General features: G+C 67.0%; 19 protein-coding genes. 7 read left to right on the forward strand and 12 right to left on the reverse strand.

The window, feature by feature from the left end; genetic code table 11:
• Nucleotides 1-43: 43 nt before the first annotated feature.
• From ASF20_RS08120 to ASF20_RS08135, 4 genes are all read right to left on the reverse strand, one after another.
• Nucleotides 44-280: an acyl carrier protein gene (locus ASF20_RS08120; RefSeq protein WP_018044468.1), complete on the reverse strand. Its 237-nt coding sequence runs from the start codon at nt 278-280 to the stop codon at nt 44-46.
• A gap of 374 nt (nt 281-654) precedes the next feature.
• Nucleotides 655-1,395 carry a 3-oxoacyl-[acyl-carrier-protein] reductase gene (gene fabG, locus ASF20_RS08125; protein ID WP_056272807.1) on the reverse strand — a complete coding sequence of 247 codons (741 nt, stop codon included), beginning with the start codon at nt 1,393-1,395 and terminating at the stop codon, nt 655-657.
• Nucleotides 1,396-1,411: 16 nt separating this feature from the next.
• The gene (gene fabD, locus ASF20_RS08130) at nt 1,412-2,353 is read right to left on the reverse strand and encodes an ACP S-malonyltransferase (protein ID WP_056273708.1); all 942 of its coding nucleotides are present in this window, start codon (nt 2,351-2,353) and stop codon (nt 1,412-1,414) included.
• 117 nt (nt 2,354-2,470) lie between these two features.
• On the reverse strand, nt 2,471-3,193 hold the full coding sequence (locus ASF20_RS08135) for a carbonic anhydrase (protein ID WP_056272808.1): 723 nt from the start codon (nt 3,191-3,193) through the stop codon (nt 2,471-2,473).
• A 232-nt stretch (nt 3,194-3,425) separates the two neighbouring features.
• Here ASF20_RS08135 and rpoZ point away from each other — a divergent pair, with 232 nt between their 5' ends.
• The 3 genes from rpoZ (at nt 3,426) to ASF20_RS08150 (ending at nt 7,324) form a co-directional block, all read left to right on the forward strand.
• Entirely contained in the window at nt 3,426-3,836 is a 411-nt protein-coding gene (rpoZ, locus tag ASF20_RS08140) for a DNA-directed RNA polymerase subunit omega (RefSeq protein WP_056211011.1), read from the forward strand.
• A gap of 184 nt (nt 3,837-4,020) precedes the next feature.
• The gene (locus ASF20_RS08145; RefSeq protein ID WP_056272811.1) at nt 4,021-6,264 is read left to right on the forward strand and encodes a bifunctional (p)ppGpp synthetase/guanosine-3',5'-bis(diphosphate) 3'-pyrophosphohydrolase; all 2,244 of its coding nucleotides are present in this window, start codon (nt 4,021-4,023) and stop codon (nt 6,262-6,264) included.
• Nucleotides 6,265-6,649: 385 nt separating this feature from the next.
• On the forward strand, nt 6,650-7,324 hold the full coding sequence (locus ASF20_RS08150) for an NYN domain-containing protein (protein ID WP_056211007.1): 675 nt from the start codon (nt 6,650-6,652) through the stop codon (nt 7,322-7,324).
• Nucleotides 7,325-7,878: 554 nt separating this feature from the next.
• Here ASF20_RS08150 and smpB read toward each other — a convergent pair.
• Together smpB and dapA are read right to left on the reverse strand one after the other, a co-directional pair.
• Nucleotides 7,879-8,352: an SsrA-binding protein SmpB gene (gene smpB / locus ASF20_RS08155; protein ID WP_056189358.1), complete on the reverse strand. Its 474-nt coding sequence runs from the start codon at nt 8,350-8,352 to the stop codon at nt 7,879-7,881.
• An 82-nt stretch (nt 8,353-8,434) separates the two neighbouring features.
• Nucleotides 8,435-9,334, reverse strand: coding sequence for a 4-hydroxy-tetrahydrodipicolinate synthase (dapA, locus tag ASF20_RS08160; protein WP_056272814.1), 900 nt, complete (start codon nt 9,332-9,334; stop codon nt 8,435-8,437).
• 187 nt (nt 9,335-9,521) lie between these two features.
• Between dapA and ASF20_RS08165 the strand changes: the two genes are divergently transcribed.
• The 3 genes from ASF20_RS08165 to ASF20_RS23915 all read left to right on the forward strand — a co-directional run bounded on the left by ASF20_RS08165 (nt 9,522) and on the right by ASF20_RS23915 (nt 12,816).
• Complete coding sequence (locus ASF20_RS08165; protein WP_056272815.1) at nt 9,522-11,789, forward strand: transglycosylase SLT domain-containing protein; 2,268 nt, start codon at nt 9,522-9,524, stop codon at nt 11,787-11,789.
• A 69-nt stretch (nt 11,790-11,858) separates the two neighbouring features.
• The gene (locus ASF20_RS08170; RefSeq protein WP_056272819.1) at nt 11,859-12,617 is read left to right on the forward strand and encodes a molybdopterin-binding protein; all 759 of its coding nucleotides are present in this window, start codon (nt 11,859-11,861) and stop codon (nt 12,615-12,617) included.
• Nucleotides 12,618-12,645: 28 nt separating this feature from the next.
• Entirely contained in the window at nt 12,646-12,816 is a 171-nt protein-coding gene (locus tag ASF20_RS23915; protein WP_156647994.1) for a hypothetical protein, read from the forward strand.
• 7 nt (nt 12,817-12,823) lie between these two features.
• On the opposite strand, the gene ASF20_RS08175 is transcribed toward ASF20_RS23915, so the two are convergent.
• Both ASF20_RS08175 and ASF20_RS08180 read right to left on the reverse strand, forming a co-directional pair.
• A complete protein-coding gene (locus tag ASF20_RS08175; protein WP_056272822.1) occupies nt 12,824-13,042 on the reverse strand; it encodes a hypothetical protein in 219 nt (72 codons plus the stop codon).
• Between the two features lie 131 nt (nt 13,043-13,173).
• Nucleotides 13,174-13,353 (reverse strand): hypothetical protein, encoded by a 180-nt coding sequence (locus ASF20_RS08180; protein ID WP_056189372.1) that lies wholly within the window; start codon nt 13,351-13,353, stop codon nt 13,174-13,176.
• Nucleotides 13,354-13,584: 231 nt separating this feature from the next.
• Here ASF20_RS08180 and ASF20_RS08185 point away from each other — a divergent pair, with 231 nt between their 5' ends.
• Nucleotides 13,585-14,454: a hypothetical protein gene (locus tag ASF20_RS08185; RefSeq protein WP_056272825.1), complete on the forward strand. Its 870-nt coding sequence runs from the start codon at nt 13,585-13,587 to the stop codon at nt 14,452-14,454.
• A gap of 107 nt (nt 14,455-14,561) precedes the next feature.
• Here ASF20_RS08185 and ASF20_RS08190 read toward each other — a convergent pair whose 3' ends face one another.
• From ASF20_RS08190 to sucD, 4 genes are all read right to left on the reverse strand, one after another.
• On the reverse strand, nt 14,562-14,996 hold the full coding sequence (locus ASF20_RS08190; RefSeq protein ID WP_056272827.1) for a heme-binding protein: 435 nt from the start codon (nt 14,994-14,996) through the stop codon (nt 14,562-14,564).
• A gap of 220 nt (nt 14,997-15,216) precedes the next feature.
• Complete coding sequence (locus ASF20_RS08195) at nt 15,217-16,191, reverse strand: CoA ester lyase (RefSeq protein ID WP_056210994.1); 975 nt, start codon at nt 16,189-16,191, stop codon at nt 15,217-15,219.
• 130 nt (nt 16,192-16,321) lie between these two features.
• Nucleotides 16,322-19,081 carry a phosphoenolpyruvate carboxylase gene (locus tag ASF20_RS08200; RefSeq protein WP_056210992.1) on the reverse strand — a complete coding sequence of 920 codons (2,760 nt, stop codon included), beginning with the start codon at nt 19,079-19,081 and terminating at the stop codon, nt 16,322-16,324.
• A 236-nt stretch (nt 19,082-19,317) separates the two neighbouring features.
• Nucleotides 19,318-20,211 (reverse strand): succinate--CoA ligase subunit alpha, encoded by an 894-nt coding sequence (gene sucD, locus ASF20_RS08205; protein WP_056210989.1) that lies wholly within the window; start codon nt 20,209-20,211, stop codon nt 19,318-19,320.
• Nucleotides 20,212-20,221 lie beyond the last annotated feature (10 nt).

The following is a 20,221-nucleotide window of genomic DNA, read 5'->3' on the forward strand; positions in this document are numbered from 1 at the left end:
GGGTCCGTTTCAGGGGACCCCGCGGACGCACGACCCGTGACGTTTAAGCGGAGTTCTTCTCGAGGAACTTCACCGCATCGCCGACCGTCTGGATGGTCTCGGCGGCGTCGTCGGGGATCTCGACGTTGAACTCTTCCTCGAACGCCATCACGAGCTCGACGGTGTCGAGGCTGTCGGCGCCGAGATCATCGATGAAGTTCGCGCCCTCGACCACCTTCTCCGGCTCCACGCCGAGGTGCTCGACAACGATCTTCTTCACGCGCTCAGCGATATCGCTCATCGGTCTTGGTCCTTAGCTCTTCAAGGTCGTGATGGTGCAAGGATCTTGTGGGTGAAGAGACTTGCTGGTGGAAGGTCGGTGAAGGTGCCGTGGCCGCCGTCCCGTCCCGGGACGACCTGTTCGGATGGAGCGGCCGGTGTGTTCGATCGCGCGTTTCGGGCAAGTCACCGGACTTGTCCAGTCAGTGACCCACGTTTTTCAAACCTCCGCAACACGCTGAATCGGCACCCCCCTCGCACGGCAGCCGGGGTGTTAACACAGGGTTCCGACGCTGGCGAGAGGCTGTTCACAACCCGTTCATCGGTGTGGCCTTTTCGAGCCAATCGCCTGTTTTTTGGTCTGTGCGCCGCAGCGAAACCGGGGGTCAGAACCCCTCAATACATGGCCATGCCGCCGTTCACGTGCAGGGTCTGGCCGGTGACGTAGGCGGCCTCGTCGGAGGCAAGGTAGATCGCGGCGGCGGCGATGTCGGCGCCGGTGCCCAGCCGCCCCATGGGAACGCGGCCGAGAATGCCCTCGCGCTGCTTGTCGTTCAGCGCGTCGGTCATCGGCGACGTGATGAAGCCCGGCGCGATGCAGTTGACCGTGAGGTTGCGGGTGGCGACCTCGGCCGCCAGCGCCTTGGTCATGCCCACCAGGCCCGCCTTGGCGGCGGCGTAGTTGACCTGGCCCGGATTGCCGGTGGCGCCCACCACCGAGCCGATGTTCACGATGCGGCCGTGGCGGCGCTTCATCATGCCCTTCACGGCCGCCCGCGACAGCCGGAACGCCGCCGAGAGGTTGACGGCGATCACCGCGTCCCACTCGTCGTCCTTCATGCGCAGCACGAGGTTGTCGCGGGTGATGCCGGCGTTGTTGACCAGGATGTCGAGGCCGCCCAGCGCCGCCTCCGCCGCCGGCACCAGGGCCTCCACCGAGGCCTTGTCGGAAAGGTCGCCCGGCACGACGTGGATTCGCTCACCCCCGAGCTCGGCCGCGAAGGCCTCCAGGGCCGCCTGCCGCGTGCCTGAGATGGCGAGGGTCGCGCCCTGCGCGTGCAGCCCCCGGGCGATGGCGCCGCCGAGGCCGCCGGTGGCGCCGGTGACGAGGGCCTTGCGGCCGGTCAGGTCGAACATGGGCTTTCCTCGAGGTTCAGCCGAAGGCAGGGAACGCGGCGATGTCGTCGGGGGTGCCGACCGCGCTCGCCGACGCGCCGGCGGCGATCCGCTTGACGAGTCCGGTGAGCACCTTGCCGGTGCCGATCTCGGTGAACTGGTCGACCCCGGCGGCCGCCATGGCGGCGACGCAGTCGCGCCAGCGCACGGTTCCGGTGACCTGGGCGACCAGGGCCTCGCGAATCGCGGCGGGATCGGTGAGGGGCGCGGCCAGCACGTTGGCGTAGACCGGCACCACGGGGCTGTGCATCGCGACCTCGACAAGTGCTCTCTGCATACGAGCGGCGGCCGGCGCCATCAGCGAGCAGTGAAACGGGGCCGAGACGTTGAGCAGGACCGCGCGCTTGATCCCCCGCCCCGGGGCCAGGGCCACGGCTCGCTCGACCGCGTCTTTGTCACCGGAAAGCACCACCTGGCCGCCGCCGTTGTCGTTGGCCACCTCGCAGACCGCGCCCTCGGCGGCCTCCGCGGCGATCGCCTGCGCGGTCTCGGCATCGGCCCCGATCAAGGCCGCCATGGCGCCGGCCCCGGGGGCCACCGCGTCCTGCATGGCGGTGCCGCGGATGCGCAGCAACCGGGCGGCGTCCGCGATGGAGAAGGTGCCGGCGGCGCACAAGGCCGTATACTCGCCCAGGGAATGGCCGGCCACGCAGGCGACGTCCCGCTTCAGGTCGAGGCCGCGCTCGGCCTCCAGCACCCGCAGGGTCGCGAGGCTCGCGGCCATCAGGGCGGGCTGGGCGTTGGCGGTGAGGGTCAGTTCCTCCGCCGGGCCCTCGAACATCAGGCGGGAGAGCGGCTGGCCCAGGGCCTCGTCGACCTCCGCGAACACGTCGCGGGCCTGATGGAAGTGTTCGGCCAGCGCCCGTCCCATGCCGACGGCCTGACTGCCCTGGCCGGGGAAGATGCAAGCGCGCGCCATGGTGAAGTCCTCGTGGTGCCGGGTCGCCCCGAGAGGCTCGGCCCGGGACAGGAAGGGCGGCGCAGTCGCACCGCCCGCCACCTGTGTCAACATGGCACCGCAGCGAGGCCGGGCGCCCTACCCCTCGTTGAAGAAGTCGACCGTGCCGGAATCGAGGCTGTAGGAGGCGCCGACGATCCGCAGCTTGCCGGCTTTCAGGGGATCGAGGAGCGACGGCTCCGAAGCGCTGCGCAGGCGCTCCACCACCCGGTTGACGTTGGCGCGCACGCAGTTCTCGGTGAAGTCGCCGGGCTTGTCGCGCTGCGACAGCACCGCGGGCACGATCGGCTCGATCATCCGGCCGATCGAACCCGGAAAGACGGTGTTGTTCTGGACGACGTCGATCGCCGCTTCCACCGCGCCGCAGCGGCTATGGCCCATCACCAGCACCAGGGGCACGCCGAGCTGCGAGACGCCGTACTCGATGGAGCCCAGAGCGGCGGTGTCGACGCAATTGCCGGCGTTGCGCACGATGAAAAGCTCGCCGAGGCCGCGCCCGAACAGGATCTCCGGCGACACGCGCGAATCCGAGCAGCTCACCAGCACCACGAACGGGGTCTGGCCCAGCGCGATCTCGATCCGGCGCTCGCGACCCTGGACCGCGCGGACAGGGCTGTCGGTCTGGTAGAGGCGGTTGCCTTCCTTCAGGGCCTCCAGCGCCTGGTCGGCGGTCAGGGTCGTCTTCTTGGTCGAAGGCGCCGCGGCGAAGGCGAGGGTCGGCAACGCCGTGGCCGCGAAGCATCCGGCCCCGAGCCGGCATCCACAGCCGAGCAGGCTGCGACGACTGAGTATCGTGGTCATCGTGGAATATCCCCCCCTCGCCCGGCCGATGCACCGCCGCGCCCGGATCTTCTAAACCGTGCCGCAGCACCGCGTCGCTGAGGCGTTATGCGGGACCGCAGAAGGGGATTGCCGAAGGATCGCCGAACGTGCGCAACGGGATAGACCCGCCGCAGCGCTTGTTGCCCGGCGTCAAGGGGTGTATGAGGCGGGCTCAGCCCAGAAATTCCGTCCGAGGAAGGAGCCGTCCGCCATGGCTCGCGTCACCGTTGAAGACTGCATCGACAAGGTCGAGAACCGCTTCGAGCTGGTTCTGCTGGCCAGCCACCGCGCTCGCCTGCTCGCCGCCGGCGCGCCGCTGACGATCGATCGCGACCGCGACAAGAACCCCGTCTGCGCCCTGCGCGAGATCGGCGACGAGACGATCACCGCGGACGACCTGAAAGAGCAGCTCATCCACTCGATGCAGAAGTACGTCGAGGTCGACGAGCCGGAGGCCGAGACCGTGCCGCTGCTGTCGAGCTCGCCGGCCGCTGCCGCCGTCGCCCCCCCCTCCTCCAGCGACGACAGCGCCGTCCAGTTCGATCGCATGAGCGAGGAAGACCTGCTACGCGGCCTCGAGAACCTGGCGCCGCCCACCGAGACGGACGACGAGGCCGAGTAAGCCATCGTCGATCCCCCAGATCCGATGAAGAACCCGGCCGCTGCGCCGGGTTTTTTCGTCTCGGGACCCCGGAATCGCGGCCGATGCGACGCCGTGGGGCTGGCGTGCCCGCGTGCGATGCGGGACACATCGTGGGAACGGATCCGGTACCGGGGCCGTCGCGCGTGAAAGGGTCTTCCGGCGGATGATGCGCCAATACGAACTTGTCGAGCGGGTGAAGCGCTACAATCCCGCCGCGAACGAGGCCCTGCTGAACCGCGCCTACGTCTACGCCATGCGCGCCCACGGCACGCAGAAACGGGCCTCCGGGGACCCTTTCTTCGCCCACCCCCTCGAAGTCGCCGCGATCCTCACCGACCTCCGGCTCGACGATGCCACGATCGTGGCGGCCGTTCTGCACGACACCGTGGAGGATACGGCGGCTACCCTGGACGAGATCCGGGAGCTTTTCAGCCCCGAGATCGGCGCCCTGGTGGACGGCCTGACCAAGCTGAAGCGCCTCGACCTCGTGTCCAAGCGGGCGGCGCAGGGGGAGAATTTCCGCAAGCTGCTCCTGGCGGTGGCGGCCGATGTCCGGGTGCTGCTCGTCAAGCTCGCCGACCGCTTGCACAACATGCGCACACTCCACCACATGCGGGCGGACAAGCGCGAGCGGATCGCACAGGAGACCCTCGACATCTATGCGCCGCTCGCCGGGCGGATGGGCATGCAGGAGTTGCGCGAGGAACTCGAGGATCTCGCGCTCCGCAACCTCAAGCCGGAGATCTACGCCACCATCGCCCAGCGGCTGTCCGACCTCTCCGCCAAGTCGGAACGCCTCGTCGAGAGCATCGAGCATGACCTGACCGCCAAGCTCGCGGCCCAGGACATCAAGGCCGTCGTCACGGGGCGGCAGAAGCGGCCCTACTCCATCTCGGCCAAGATGGAGCGCAAGTCGGTCGCCTTCGAGCAGTTGTCCGACATCTTCGGCTTCCGTGTCGTGGTCGAGACCCTGGCCGATTGCTACGGCGCTCTCGGTGTCGTGCACACGAGCTGGCCGATGGTCCCAGGCCGGTACAAGGACTACATCTCGACGCCGAAGCAGAACGACTACCGTTCGATTCACACCACGGTGATCGGCCCGAAGAGCCAGCGCGTCGAGCTGCAGATCCGCACGGCGGCCATGGACGAGATCGCCGAGTACGGCATCGCGGCGCACGCCCACTACAAGGAGAGCGGCGGCAAGGACGAGATCGGCGGTGGACACCCGCGTCTCGCGACCGAGAGCGGCGCCTACCAATGGCTGCGTCGAACCATCGAACTCCTGGCCGAGGGCGACAGCCCCGAAGAATTCCTGGAGCACACCAAGCTCGAACTCTTCCAGGACCAGGTGTTCTGTTTCACACCGAAGGGTCGCCTGATCGCCCTCCCCCGCGGGGCGACCCCGATCGATTTCGCCTACGCCGTCCATACGGACGTTGGGAACTCGGCGGTGGGTGCCAAGATCAACGGCCGCATGGCACCGCTGCTGCACGAACTCGTCAATGGCGACGAGGTCGAGATCGCCCGGTCGGATGGCGCCTCGCCGCCTGCTGCGTGGGAATCCCTGGTGGTGACCGGCAAGGCGCGTTCGGCGATCCGGCGCGCGACCCGCTCGGCCGTCCGGCGCCAATATGCGGGCCTCGGGCGCCAGATCCTCGATCGTGCCTTCGAGCGGGCGGCCAAGAGCTTCTCGGAGGATAAGCTCCGCGGGGCGCTGCCCCGTCTCGCTCGTCAGAGCACCGAAGATGTCTTTGCTGCCGTCGGACGGGGCGAGATGTTCTCGGGCGATGTCGTGCGGGCGGTCTATCCGGACTACAAGGACGAGCGCCGCGGTGCCCCGGCACCCCTGCCGCAGCCGACCTCGACCGACGGAGCCGGACGCCTCAGTCTGTCCAAGGATCAGACCATGCGGCTGACCTTCCCGGAGGGGCGAAGCGCGGAGCATGGCCGCTCGGACGGAATTCCGATCCGCGGTCTCGACAGCGACCTGCCGGTCAGCTTTGCGCCCAACGGTGGTGCTGTTCCGGGCGATCGCATCGTCGGTATCCTGACGTCGGGCGTCGGCGTCACGATCTACCCGATCCAGTCGGCTGCTCTCGCCGATTTCGACAACGAGCCCGATCGCTGGCTCGATGTGCGCTGGGACGTCGAGGCCGGGACGAGCGAGCGCTTTCCGGCACGTCTCGCCTTGCAATCGATCAACGAGCCCGGCGTCCTCGCACAGATCGCTCAGGTGATCGCCGATCATGACGGCAATATCGACAATGTTTCGATGAAGCGGAAGACGCAGGATTTCACCCAAATCGTCATCGATCTCTCGGTCTGGGACCTGAAGCACTTGAACGCCATTATCTCTGAGCTTCGCGGAAAGCGGACCGTGAACAAGGTCGAACGCGTCAACGGCTGAGGCGAAGGCGCGCTTAACAAACCCGACGCGTCTATTCGGCCGCCTGCCGCTCCCCTTTCGCCCATCCGCTCGCGTGTGGACGAGAACGCGAAGGACCCGATGCGGCACGCAGCGGCGGTTGTATTTCTGGCGTGAACCTCTGCAGATTGCTGTCTGCCCGAATGCATAACCGACGAAATTTGACTTCTGACGTGATACGGCTTTAAACAATCAGAAGGTATTTCAGTCGACAAAGCTTCGTTGCGTGATCAATCCGTTCTTCTTTGCTTCAAGTGCATTCTCAGCATCTGCGACCAGGGCTTCGGAGCAAGCATAAGGTTCGGGGTCGCCCACTATTTTTTACAAAGATATTCGTTTTTTGTCTTCCTCTTAAGCGGGTCAACCCATGAGCGCACAACAGCGCAGCGCCATATTTATTGATGGCGCGAATCTTTACGCAGCGACAAAGGCACTCGGGTTCGACATCGATTACCGGCGTCTTCTACGAGAGTTCCAGTCAAGAGATTCGCTTCTTCGCGCCTTCTATTATACGGCAATTGTGGAAGACCAAGAATATTCGTCCATTCGTCCGCTGATCGATTGGCTCGATTACAATGGCTTTCGTGTCGTCACCAAGCCTGCGAAGGAATTCGTCGATTCGATGGGTCGGCGGAAGGTGAAGGGCAATATGGATATCGAGCTGGCGATCGACGCGCTCGAACTGGCCCCCCATATCGACCACATGGTGCTCTTCTCCGGCGATGGGGATTTTCGGTCCCTGGTCGAGGCGATGCAGCGCCGCGGTGTTCGGGTCACGGTCGTCAGCACGATCCAGACGCAGCCCGCGATGATCGCGGACGATCTGCGCCGGCAGGCCGACGAGTTCGTGGATCTCGCGCAACTGATCGCACGGATCGGCCGCGATCCCGGCGAGCGAAGCCCGCGCGCCCCGGACAGCCGAAATTCCGGCGATACGGGAACCCGCTTCCGCGGCGAGACGCCGGAGCGCTCGGCGCGGCCGAGCCCCGCTCTGGAAAGCCGTTACGGCATTCGCCAGAGCGATGAGGCGGTCGAGCCCTGAAACGTCGGAAGACTGGCGCTTGCCGCAGAGACTGAAGGATGAGGCCGGGCGATCCCGTCGCCCGGTCGAACGTCATGCCGGCCGACGGGCATCGAGCCGTCCTGGCCGAAGTCATCGGCGCCTCGGCCGAGGCACAAGAGCAACGTCAAGGCGACAGCGTCTCCCGTCGCATAAGCTTCGTTCCAGCGTTTGTAGCGACGCGTACCGGCGATGCCGGAATGGCGCAACCTGCTCCGCGACGTCTCCAGCTCCAATTGGAGGCGGCGATCACAGTGCAGACCATCCTGTCCCGCGTGACCGATGCGCCGTCTGAGCCGATGTTCGGCACGACCCGTTCCTACGGCTGGCCGGCGGGGACCCGATGTCGATGCTCGATGTGGCCCGCCGGCGGACGCGGATGGCGTTATGGGTTCTCGGCCGCCTTCGGAAAACAGGGCGAGCGCGCAACGTCTGACGACCCGTAGGCGCCTGGACAGCGGACGCGCTGCCGCATGTTGTCTGACCCCGATCTTGGTAGCCGCGGCATTGCCCGGGCCCGCGAACCACTCGTGGCCTCAGCCCTTGTCACGCATGATGCGGGCGCGGTCGCGCTGCCAATCCCGCTCCTTCGAAGCCTCGCGCTTGTCGTGCAGCTTCTTGCCTCGACCAAGGCCGAGCTCGATCTTGGCGCGTCCCTGCTCGTTGAAGTAGATCTTCAGCGGCACCACGGTGAAGCCCTCACGCTGGGTGGCGCCGATCAGCTTGTTGATCTGCTTACGATGGAGCAGGAGCCGGCGGGGCCGCTTGGTCTCGTGGTTGAAGCGGTTCGCCTCGACGTATTCCGGGATGTAGGCGTTGAACAGCATCAGGTCGGTGCCGGACGGGCCGGCATAGGCCTCCCCGATCGTCGCCTTGCCCTTGCGCAGGGATTTGACCTCGGTCCCCGTCAGGGCGAGTCCGGCCTCCAGCGTATCGGTGATCTCGTAGTGGTAGCGGGCGGCGCGGTTATCAGCGACGACGCGGCGGTTCGATTCGGGTTTGGGAGCCATCACAACGTCGGGTCAGGCCGGTCGCGCCATCGCGACCGGGCCGAGGAATATGGTTCTGCGCGGACCGCTTTGCCAGTCGGGCTCAGGCGTCGAGCAGGCCCGCGTGACGCAGGGCTGCGTCGACCAAGGTTTTCGTCTCTGCACTCACGGTGAGGAGCGGAAGCCGGACCTCGTCGGTCATCAGACCGAGCCGCGCGAGCGCGTACTTCGCCGGTGACGGGTTCGGCTCCACGAACATGCTGGCGTGCAGCGGCATCAGCCGGTCCTGGATCTGCAGCGCTTTGGCATAGTCGCCACCGAGGCTCGCCTCCTGGAGATCGGCACAGAGCCGTGGCGCGACATTCGAGACCACCGAGATGCAGCCGTGGCCGCCATGAGCGTTGAAGCCGAGCGCCGTCGCATCTTCGCCCGAAAGCTGGATGAAGTCTTCGCCCATGGCTAGGCGCTGCAGGCTGACCCGGTCGAGCTTGGCCGTCGCGTCCTTCACGCCGGCGATGTTCTTCAGTTCGTACAGGCGCGCCATCGTCTCGACGCTCATATCGACGATGGAGCGCCCGGGAATGTTGTAGAGGATGATCGGAATGCCGATGGCGTCGTTCACGGCCTTGAAATGCGCGTAGAGGCCGGCCTGGGTCGGCTTGTTGTAGTACGGCGTGACCACGAGTACGGCATCCGCTCCCGCCTTCTCGGCGTGGCGGGCGCGCTCCACCGCCTCGGCAGTGGAATTGGAGCCGGCGCCAGCGATCACGGGAACGCGGCCGGCGGCCTCCTCGATGCAGATCTCCACCACCCGGTCGTGCTCGGCATGGCTCAGGGTCGGGCTCTCGCCGGTGGTACCGGTGGGAACGAGCCCGTGGATGCCCTCGGCGATCTGCCAATTCACGAATTTGCGAAAGGCCGCCTCGTCGAAGGCGCCGTCCTTGAACGGAGTCACGAGGGCGGACATCGCGCCCCTGAGGCGTCGTGTGGAGGTCTCGGTCATCCTGGCGTTCCCAGACGTCGGTCTCGTCATGCGCCGGTTGTCCGGCAGCGGCACCGCTTCGCGCGGACGGGGAGACATAGGCCCTCGCCCGCACCGGCGCAAACGCTGCTTTCATGGGGTTAATGCCTTCTTAATGCCCTTCGGGTGAGCTTGAAGGTCTGTCCACGGTGATGGGACTGGAAGAACCATGGTGTTCTCGACGCAACGCGCGGCCCTGATACTGGCCCTCAGCCTGGCTTCGGCCGGCGCTCTCGCGGCCTCGGCGGGCCCGGACGGGGAGCCGAGCCTGCGGCCGGCGAGCGACGCGGTGGCGCCCTCCGCGGCACTGCCCGAAGCCAAGATCCCCGACCCGGTCGCGGCGGACGCGCTCAAGATCGACGCGAAAGCACCGGAGGCCGCCCCGAGCCAGGTTCTTCCCGCCGCCGCCAAGGCCTATGCCTCCGCCGACCCTGAGGCCGGCATCGCGTTTCCGCTTCCCGACGCGGCGGTTTCGCCCGCAGCTCCGATTCCCGATGTGCCGGACCCGGCCCGGGCGGCACAGGTGGCGCCTGACGTGGACCTGCCGGCCCTGCGCCAAGCCATCGACGCCTATCGCAAGGGGCGCGTCTCCGAGGGCGACCGTCTGCGCGACGGGGTCAAGGACCCGGCCGCGCGCGCGCTCCTCGAATGGGTGGCGATCCGGGCCGGTGCCGGCATCGGCTTCGAACGCACCGTCGCCTTCACGCGCAGCAATCCCGACTGGCCGGCCGGCCCCCTCCTGCGCCGCCGCGCCGAGGAGGCCTTGCTGACCGAGCGCAGGAATTCCGCCACGGTGCGGGCCTTCTTCGCCGCCTCGCGGCCGGCGAGTGCGCCGGGCAAGTTCGCCCTGGCGCTGGCCTTCAAGGCCGACGGCCTCGACGGGGACGCCGCCGCTCTGGTGCGCGACCTGTGGCGCTCGGAAACCTTCGGCCGGAATCTCGAGACGAAGGTGCTGGATGCCTTTCCGACGGTTCTGACCCGGATCGATCACCGCTACCGCATGGAGCGGGCCCTTCTGAAGGAGGATTACGACACGGCCGGTCGCGCCGCGACCCTGGCCGGCGGCAGCTACGCGACCCTGGTCCGTGCCCGCCGAGCCGTGGAGGACAAGAGTTCGGCCGCGCCTGCCGCCCTCAACGCGGTCCCGCCGTCGCTGCGCAGCGATTCCTCCTACATCCTGTCCCGGGCGCAGTACCTGCGCCGCCACGACAAGGTCGTGGAGGCGGCCGCGATCCTGGCCACCGCGCCGACCAACGCGGACGTTTTGGTCGACGGCGACGAATGGTGGGTCGAGCGCCGGATCGTCGCCCGCAAGCTCATCGACGCCAACGACCCCGCCGCCGCCTATGCGGTGGCCCGCGCCCCCTGCGCCCGCACGGTGGAGAAGCGCATCGAGGCCGAGTTTCACGCCGGCTGGATCGCCCTTCGCTTCCAGAACGATGCCGCGAAGGCGGCGCAGCACTTCGACGAGGCCGCCCGGATCGCCGAGACGCCGATCTCGCTCGCCCGTACCGCGTATTGGCAGGGCCGGGCCGCCGAGGCGATGGGCCAGGCCGGGTCCGCCAAGACCTTCTACGAGCGCGCCGCTCTCCAGCCCATCGCGTATTACGGACAACTGGCGCGGACCAAACTCGGACGTTCCAGCCTGTCCCTGCGCAGCATCCCCAGCCTCGACGCGACCCAGCAGGCCGCCTTCGACCAGCGCCTCTACGTCCGTGCCCTGAAGATGCTGGAGGCTGCCGCGATCCGCGACCTCGCGCTACCGCTCTACATCGATACGGCGAACCGCCTCACGGATGCGGCCGAACTCGAAGCGCTCGGCAACGTCGCCGCAGAGCAGCGCAACTCCCGCGCCCTCGTCGCCATCGGCAAGATCGCGGTGCAGCGCGGGCTACCGCTCGATGCCCACGCCTACCCGACCATCGGCATCCCGAACTACGAGGCTTCGGCCGCCGTTCCCCTGGTGGAGAAGGCGATGGTCTTCGCCATCGCTCGGCAGGAAAGTCAATTCGACCCGCAGGCGCAATCCAGCGTGGGCGCCCGCGGCTTGATGCAGATGATGCCGGCCACCGCCCAGCGCACGGCGCGCCGGGTCAGCGCCAGCTTCGACCCGGACCGCCTGACCAGCGACCCCGCCTACAATGCCCGCCTTGGTCAGGCCCATCTCGGCGAACTGATGGAGGATTGGCGCGGCTCGTACATCCTTGCCTTCGCTTCCTACAATGCCGGCGGCGGGAACGTGAAGAAGTGGATCGACGCCTACGGCGATCCCCGCAAGGGCGGTGTCGACCCCATCGACTGGGTCGAGCGCATCCCGTTCACCGAGACGCGTAACTACGTCCAGCGGGTGATGGAGAACCTGCAGGTCTACCGCAATCGCCTGGACGGCAAGAGCGCCCTGCTCATCGACGGCGACCTTCAGCGCGGGGCGCGCTGAAGGTCGCGTGGTCAGGTGGGTCCGGCCGCGCTACTTGGCAGGGTCTCCCCCGCTTGCCCCGGATCCGCCGTGCCCGAACCCACCGAAACCGCCGCCGTCACCGCCGCCGTCCTGGTCATCGGTGACGAAATCCTGTCCGGGCGCACCAAGGACAAGAACATCGGTACGATCGCGGACTATTGCACCGCCATCGGCATCGACCTGAAGGAAGTTCGGATCGTTCCCGACGAGGCCGACCGCATCGTCCCTGCCATCAATGCCCTGCGCGTTTCCTACACCTACCTGTTCACCACCGGGGGCATCGGCCCGACCCACGACGACATCACCGCCGACTGCGTGGCTGCCGCCTTCGGCGTCACGATCGACGTCGATCCGCGCGCGAAGGCGATGCTGCTGGAGCGCCACAAGCCCGAGGACCTCAACGAGGCCCGCCTTCGCATGGCACGCATCCCCGCCGGGGCCGATCTCATCGCCAACCCGATCTCCAAGGCGCCGGGCTTCCGCATCGACAACGTCATCGTCATGGCGGGTGTGCCGGGGATCATGCAGGCCATGCTCGACAATGTCGGGCCGACGCTGGTGACCGGCGCCAAGGTCCTGTCGGAAACGATCGAGGCCGGCAATCTACCAGAAGGCAATTATGCCGGCGGTCTCGCGGCCATCGCCAAGGCTCATCCCACGGTCTCGATCGGCTCCTATCCGTCGATGACGCCGAACGGTTTTGCCAATCGCATCGTGGTGCGCGGTCGGGAAGCCACGGCGCTGGACGCCGCCCGGGCCGAAGTGGACGCGCTCCTCGCGAGATTGCGCAGCGGCACGCCCGCCTGAAGAATCCCAGAACCGGCCCGCTCCCATCGTGATCGCCCTCTTCGTCTGGCTCGGCTCGATAAGCGACGATGCCGGGCGCCTCTTCCCGCCGGCCCTGATCGGAAACATCTTCAGTGACACCGCCCTGGCGGCGGTTCTGAATTTCGGTCGGGTCGCGCCGGAGGTCGAGGCGCGAAGAGCCTCCGACGGTGCGGTGTGAGCCCTCCCTAACCGTTCTGGTCGGGCCGACCCCGGACGTAGCCGTGCGAGATCAGGCGATCCCGGCGTAGGGTCCGGCGCTCGGCCTCGCAAAGGTCCGTAAGGGCATCGGCCACCCCGCGACGGAGCGCGAGAACCGCATCGCCGCCTGCCTCTTCCAGGTAGGCGGCCACGATCGCCTCCGCAGGCGCGGTCCAGGCAGGCGTGGAGGTGGACCGGGGCTGCATAAGCGATCCTGATTAAGAACATATCAGGAACATTTGGCCGAAGTTCAGGAATGGTCAACCGGTCTGTCGAGCTTTTTCTCGCCCTCCCGACATCTCGGGAGCCGGCACACGCAGATGTGCCGGCGCCGACGTCAGGCTCGGACCAGGCCCTTGCCTTTCACGGCAGCCGCGAGGGCCTTCAGGTTACGGTTGAGATCAGCGATCTCATTCAGGGCGATCGTCTTGTGGCCGTCCTTGACCGCGCGCTCGATGTCACTGACCTGGTCGGTGGCGATGCGCTTCAGTTCGGCGGCGAGCTGGTCCCGTGTCATCGTCGCTCCTGTCACGGCTGAAGGGGTGCCGGACTGGGATAGCGCGACGTGCTTAACCGGCCGTTGTCGGCCCCCGCAGTGCATCGCGGCTCGCATGCCGACGGGGCCGTCCGCCGGAATTTCGTACGCCGTCTGACGCTTCCGAGGGGGGTGTGGCTTGCGGGGCATAGTCGGCTTGGACAACCGCGAGTAGCTTGACGGCAACTCTCCGACCCTGGGACAGACACCCCGATGATTGCAAAGACTTTCCTGGCTGGCCTCGCTTCGCTCGCCGCCATCGGCGCAGCAAATGCCGCCGACCTTCCGCGCCGTCAGGCGCCCCCGCCGGTCTTCGTGCCGGTGCCGGTCTTCACCTGGACCGGTTTCTACGTGGGAACGCACAGCTCCTACACTTTCAGCGACAGCCAGACCATTCGCACGGTCGGCAACAACGCCAACACCGCCACGAACGTCGCTCTCGGCCGCCGCGCTCCCAGCTTCAAGGCCGAGCAGGATGGCATCGGCAACATCGGTGGCGGCATCGGCTATAACTACCAGTTCACCCCGGGCTCCGGCTTCGTCGTCGGCGCCGAGGCCGACGTCACCTGGACCGACATCGGCAAGCGCCGCGACTATTTCGGCCCGGCCATCGCCCAGAACAACTTCATCCCGGATCCGAGCAGCTACCGGAACCGTCTGAACTATCTCGGCACCGTCCAGGGTCGCCTGGGCTACGCTTTCGATCGGTTCCTCGTGTACGGAACCGGTGGTTTCGCCTACGGCGAGGTCAAGTACCAGGCCGACTTCTTCAACACCGCCAATCAGCTCGCCTATTTCGGTCGCTACAAGGGCATGGAGACGGGCTACGTATACGGCGGCGGAATCGAGTACGCGATCCCCACCGATAGCTTCCTGAACCGCTTCAACTTCATCGGCGGCCTTCTCGGCGCCAGCGCCATCACGCTGAAGGCCGAGTATCTCCGCTACGACCTCGGCAGCCGCAACGTTCTAGTGAACAACACCGGTCTCGGCGCTCCGGCGACCGGCTCGTACACCTCGCGCTTCAACACCGAGGGCAACCTGATCAAGGCTGGCTTCAACTACAAGTTCGGCTCAATGTAAGCTTCGATCCGGCGGCCCCGCGGGGCCGTCGCGTTCGTGGCCCGCAAGGAAAAGCCCCGCTCTCGCGAGCGGGGCTTTTCGCTGTTCGAAGGGGGGTCGCGCGCAGATCAGGTCCGCCAGGGGTGCGCGGGCAGCTCCGTCGACCCGATGCAGCTTGCGCCGGCCAGCGCCACCGCATGGTCGTTCTCGACCGTCGATCCACTGACGCCAATGGCGCCGGACATCTCGCCGTCCTTGTCGACGATCGGGATTCCGCCCGGGAAGGTGATCAGGCCGTCGTTCGAATGCTCGATCCCGTAGAGCGGTCCGCCGGGCTGCGAGAGCTGACCGATCTGCCCGGTCATCATGCCGAAGAAGACAGAGGTCTTGGCCTTCTTCTGCGATATGTCGATGGAGCCGACCCAGGCGCCGTCCATCCGGTAGAAGGCCTTCAGGTTTCCGCCGGAATCCACGACGGCGATGCACATCTGTGTGCCGAGCTCCACGGCCTTCGCGCGGGCGGCCTCGATGGCCTTGTGCGCGTCTTCGATGGTCACGTGCATGATGGGATCTCCCTGAATACCTGGTGAGGGTCTTATGTCATGCGCCCGTCAGTCGGCTCGCTCTTGCAGGTTTGCCGCAACGCTTGGCCATGGCGGGCGTGGATTAACGAATGACGGGCGGTCTTGGTGCCGGCCAGGCTGCGGACCGGTCACCAAACAAAAGGGCCGCCCCCAGAGGGGCGGCCGAGTTGCGGGTTTCGTCAGGCGTCGGGCCGAGCCTTCAGCTCGCCGACATCGCGTTGGCCTTCTCGATCAGCGCCTCGGCCATGCGGATTGAGGCGATGTCGATGAGGCGGCCGTCGAGGGACACGGCGCCCTTGCCGGCCTTGGCGGCATCTTCCATGGCCGCCAGGATGCGGCGAGCCTTGTCGACCTCGGCAGCGGACGGGGTGAACACCTCGTTGGCGAGGTCGATCTGCGAGGGGTGGATCGCCCACTTGCCTTCGAAGCCGAGCGCGGCGCAGCGGCGGGCGGCGGAGGTGTAGCCGTCCGGATCGGAGAAGTCGCCGAAGGGACCGTCGATCGGGCGCAGGCCATAGGCCCGGCAGGCGACCATCATGCGGGCCTGGGCGAACAGCCACGGGTCCTGCCAATGGGTCTCGCGGTTGCCGGCCTCGTCCTTGTCGGTCAGGACTGAATAGTCCTTGTTCACGCCGCCGATGACGGTGGAGCGGGCGCGGGTCGAAGCGGCGTAGTCTGCGACGCCGAAGGACATGGCTTCCAGGCGCTTCGACGAGGTGGCGATCGCCTCGACGTTGGCCATGCCGAGAGCGGTTTCGATCAGGACCTCGAAGCCGATCTTCTTCTCGCGCTTCTTGGCCTGCTCGATCTGCGTCACCATCACGTCGATGGCGTAGACGTCGGCCGGCACGCCGACCTTGGGGATCAGGATCATGTCGAGGCGCGGACACGCTTCAACGATGTCGACCACGTCGCGGTACATGTAGTGGGTGTCGAGACCGTTGATGCGGATCATCATGGTCTTGTTGCCCCAGTCGATCTCATTGAGCGCCTGGATGATGTTCTTGCGGGCCTGCTCCTTGTCGTCGGGAGCGACCGCGTCCTCAAGATCGAGGAAGATCACGTCGGCCTTCGAGGTGGCCGACTTCTCCATGAAGGTCGGGTTGGAGCCCGGGACGGCGAGTTCCGAGCGGTGGAGGCGCGGCGTGGCCTGTTGGATCAGGGTAAAGCTCATGGGGAATCCTTCCTGTTGCGAATGATTGGGTCGTTCAGGAGACCCGACGGTCGGGCCACCATACCCGTCCGGGTGCGGCTGCGCGCAAGACCGAGGGCCGGTGGTGGCCTTCGGTCTTGGGACAAATGGATCACCCCGTCGCGCCGAAGCCGACGGCGATGCAATTGATCGAGAGCAGCAGGGCGGACTTCACCGCCTCGCGTCGATCCTCGTCCTCCTCCGAGCGGAAGCGGCGCAGGAGCTCGACCTGCTCGCGGCTGACCTGGTTGATGGTCGGCAGGCGCCCGTTGAGGCGGTCGCGGAACAGGGGGAAGCGCTCGGCGAGCTCGCGGCCGCCGCTGACCCGCAGGGCCATCTCGCGGGTCAGGGCGTACTCGGCCTCGATCATCGGGAAAATGCTGTTGCGCGCGTTCTCGTCGGGGACGAGGCTCGCGTAGTCGCGCGCGATCTCCAGATCGACCATCAGCAGCGTCTTCTCGACCTCATCGAGGATGAGCCGGAACGGCTTCGATTCGGCGAACAGCCGCCGCAGCTGGGCCTCGCCCTGCTGACCGCGCACATCGAGGAAGCTCTTGAGGCCCGAACCGACACCATACCAGCCCGTGATGACGTGGCGGTTCTGCGACCAGGCGAACACCCACGGGATGGCGCGCAGGTCGGAGAGCGAGCGGGCGCCGAAGCGACGGGCCGGGCGGGAGCCGATGTTGAGGAGCGCGATCTCGTCGAGGGGGCTCGCGGCGCCGAAATACGTCACCAGGTCGGGGTGCTGGATCAGGTTGACGTAGGCCGCGCGCGAGGCGCCCGACAGCGCCTCCAGGCAATCGTCGAACTCGTTACGGGGGATCTTGGCGGCCTCGCGCTCCGACTTCAGGGCGTGCTCGAAGACCGAGGAGGCCAGAAGCTCCATCTGGTAGGCGGCGGTACCCCGGTTGGCATACTTGAACGAGACGACTTCGCCCTGCTCGGTGGTGCGGAAGCGTCCGTTGATCGAGCCCGGTGGCTGGGCCGCGATGGCCCGGGCGGTCGGAGCGCCGCCCCGGCTGACCGAACCGCCGCGGCCGTGGAAGAACGCGATCGGCACGCCGGAGGCCTTGCCGAGCTGGGTCAGCTTGTCCTGCGCCTTGTAAAGTTCCCAGTTCGAGGCGACGAAGCCGCCGTCCTTGTTCGAGTCCGAGTACCCGATCATCACCTCCTGGACGCCGCCCTGCCAGCGGGTCGAGCGGCGCACCACCGGGATCGAGAACAGCTCCTTCATGATCGCAGGCGCGGCGCGGAGATCGTCGATGGTCTCGAACAGCGGCACGATCGGCAGACAGCAAATTTCGGTGCCGGTGGCGTCGAGGAAGTTGCCGGCCTCCTTGGCCAGCAGGTAGGCGCCGAGGATGTCCTGCACCGAGCGGGTCATCGACAGGATGAAGGCGCCGAAGGCTTCGCGGTCGAGCTGCTCACGCATCTCGCCCACCAGCGCGAAGGTCTCCAGGGTCTCGCGGGCGTCGTCCGGCAGGTCGTCGAAGCTGCGCTCCCCGGTCCGGGGTTTGGCCAGTTCCTCGATCAGCCACTTCTTCCACTCGGGTGAATCGACGTCGGGCGGGGTGCGGTTCTGCCCATGGGACTGAATCCACAGGGCCTGCAGGGTCTTGGTGGTGCGGGTGGTGTTCTCGCGCAGGTCCAGGCGGACGGTGGAGAAGCGGAAGATCTCCACCATGCGCCGCACCGGGCGCACCAAGTCGATCGCCAGCGAGGCGCATTTCGCGTCGGCGAGCCCCTGCTCCAGGGTCCGCAGGTCGTTGATGAGGCCGTCGGCACTCGGGTAGTCGGGTCCGGTCGAGCGCTGACCCTTGTTACGCAGGATCGTCGCCTCGAGCTTGCGCAGGATGCAGGTGAGGAACTGCCGATAGGCCTCGCCCGGGTTGCGGTTGGCGATGGCGCGGCCGTCGCCGCTCTCGGCCAGCATCTGCGCCAATTCGGCCTTGAAGGTCGCCGGCACCGGCAGCGAGCGTTCGGTGAGGGAGAGCGTGCGCCCGAGGGACGTCACGCCGTCGCGGTAGCGCCGCAGGGAGGCGAGCGCGTTGCGCTGCAGGGTGGTGCGGGTGACGGACGAGGTGACGTAGGGGTTGCCGTCGCGGTCGCCGCCGATCCAGGAGCCGAACTGGAAAAACGCCGGCACCTCGAACTTTTCGTCCGGGTAGTACTGCGCCAGGCTCTCCTCCAGGGAATAGAGCACCTCGGGCAGCATCTCGAACAGCGTCTCGTCGAAGAAGTGCAAGCCCCAGGCGACCTCGCGCTCGACGGTGGCCTTCTCCAGGTGGAGTTCGCCCGTCATCCAGACGAGCTCAATCTGGTCGCGCAGCTCGTTCATTAGGCCGTTGCGCTCGCGCTCGGTCCAGCGCGGCAGTTCCAGCTCGCGCAGCACGAGGTAGATGCGGCGGAACTTCTCCAGCACGGTGACGCGCTTGCCCTCGGTGGGATGCGCGGTGATCGTCGGGCGGATTCGGAGATCCTTGAGCAGCGCGTGGATTTCCGGCGCCTTGATGCCATTCGCCGCCGCATCGGCCAGCACGGCGCTGAAGCTGCCGCTCAGCGCCTCGCGGCCCTTCGTGCGCTCGACCTGACGGCGCCGGCGCATGGCGGCGTTCTGCTCGGCGATCGAGAGGAGCTGGAACCAGATGCCCTGCACCTGCAGCGCACGGGCCAGCAGCTCAGGCGAGAATTCCGAGATGTTGGCGCGGCCGTGCAGCACATCCTCGAGCTCGGGCTCGTGCCGGCGGGCAACGTCCAGGAGGGCATGGAACAGGATGTCGAGCGCTTCCTTCGACGAGGTGCCCGTGATGACGGGCGGCGCGAAGGCGTGGTCGACGGCTCCGACCGGGGCGTGAAGGGTATCCGTCATCGAAGGCCACCTCGAGGGAAGTATCAGCCGATTGACCGCGACGGAGGCAGCCAATGGATTGGTCTGTTGCGCCCCGCCGGCATGGGATCGGCGCCAGCCGTCGGGTTTTCAGTCGCGTCGCCCCTCCCCACAAGCGCGATCGGTTTCGGCTAGGCCGGCGATCCGCCGGGGGGGAGCGGGGAGTCGAGGTTCGAATGTCGGCGCGTGGCCGATCCGCAGGACGGATCGGCGTCGGCTCACGCCGCCAGCTTACGCATCACCTGCGCCACCGTCGTGCCGAACTCACCGGGGCTCGGGGCGACCGTGAGACCGAAGGAGCGCATGATCTCGGCCTTCTCGGCGGCGGAATCGCCGGTCGCCGAGATGATCGCACCGGCATGGCCCATGCGGCGGCCCTTCGGGGCGGTGAGGCCGGCCACGAAGCCGATGACCGGCTTCGTCATGTTCTCCTTGATCCAGGCGGAGGCCTCGGCTTCCTGCGGACCGCCGATCTCGCCGATCATCAGGACGGCCTTGGTCTCCGGGTCCTGCTCGAACAGAGCGAGATGATCGAGGAACGACGATCCGTTGATCGGGTCGCCGCCGATGCCCACCGAGGTGGTGATGCCGATACCCTCGTCCTTCATCTGCGCGGCGGCCTCGTACCCGAGGGTGCCGGAGCGCGAGATCACGCCGACATTGCCCTTCAGGTAGATGTGACCGGGCATGATGCCGAGCATCGACTTGCCGGGCGAGATGATGCCGGCGCAGTTCGGGCCCACCACCATGGTGCGCTTGTCCTTGGGGTAGCGGCGCAGATAGCGCTTCACCCGCATCATGTCCTGGGCCGGGATGCCGTCGGTGATCGAGCAGATCAGCGCGAGGCCGGCATCGGCCCCTTCCATGATGGCGTCGGCCGCGAAGGGAGGCGCCACGAAGGTGATGGAGGTGGTGGCGCCGGTGGCTTCCACGGCCTCCCTGACGGTGTTGAACACCGGCACGCCGAGATGAGTCTTGCCGCCCTTGCCGGGGGTGACGCCGCCGACGACGTTGGAGCCGTACTCCATCATCTCCTTGGCGTGGAAAGTGCCCTTGTCGCCCGTGATGCCCTGGATGATGATCGGGGTCTTCTCGTCGATCAGAATGCTCATGACGTATCCT

Origin of the sequence: Methylobacterium sp. Leaf88, assembly GCF_001422795.1 — a bacterium.
GTDB lineage: Bacteria > Pseudomonadota > Alphaproteobacteria > Rhizobiales > Beijerinckiaceae > Methylobacterium.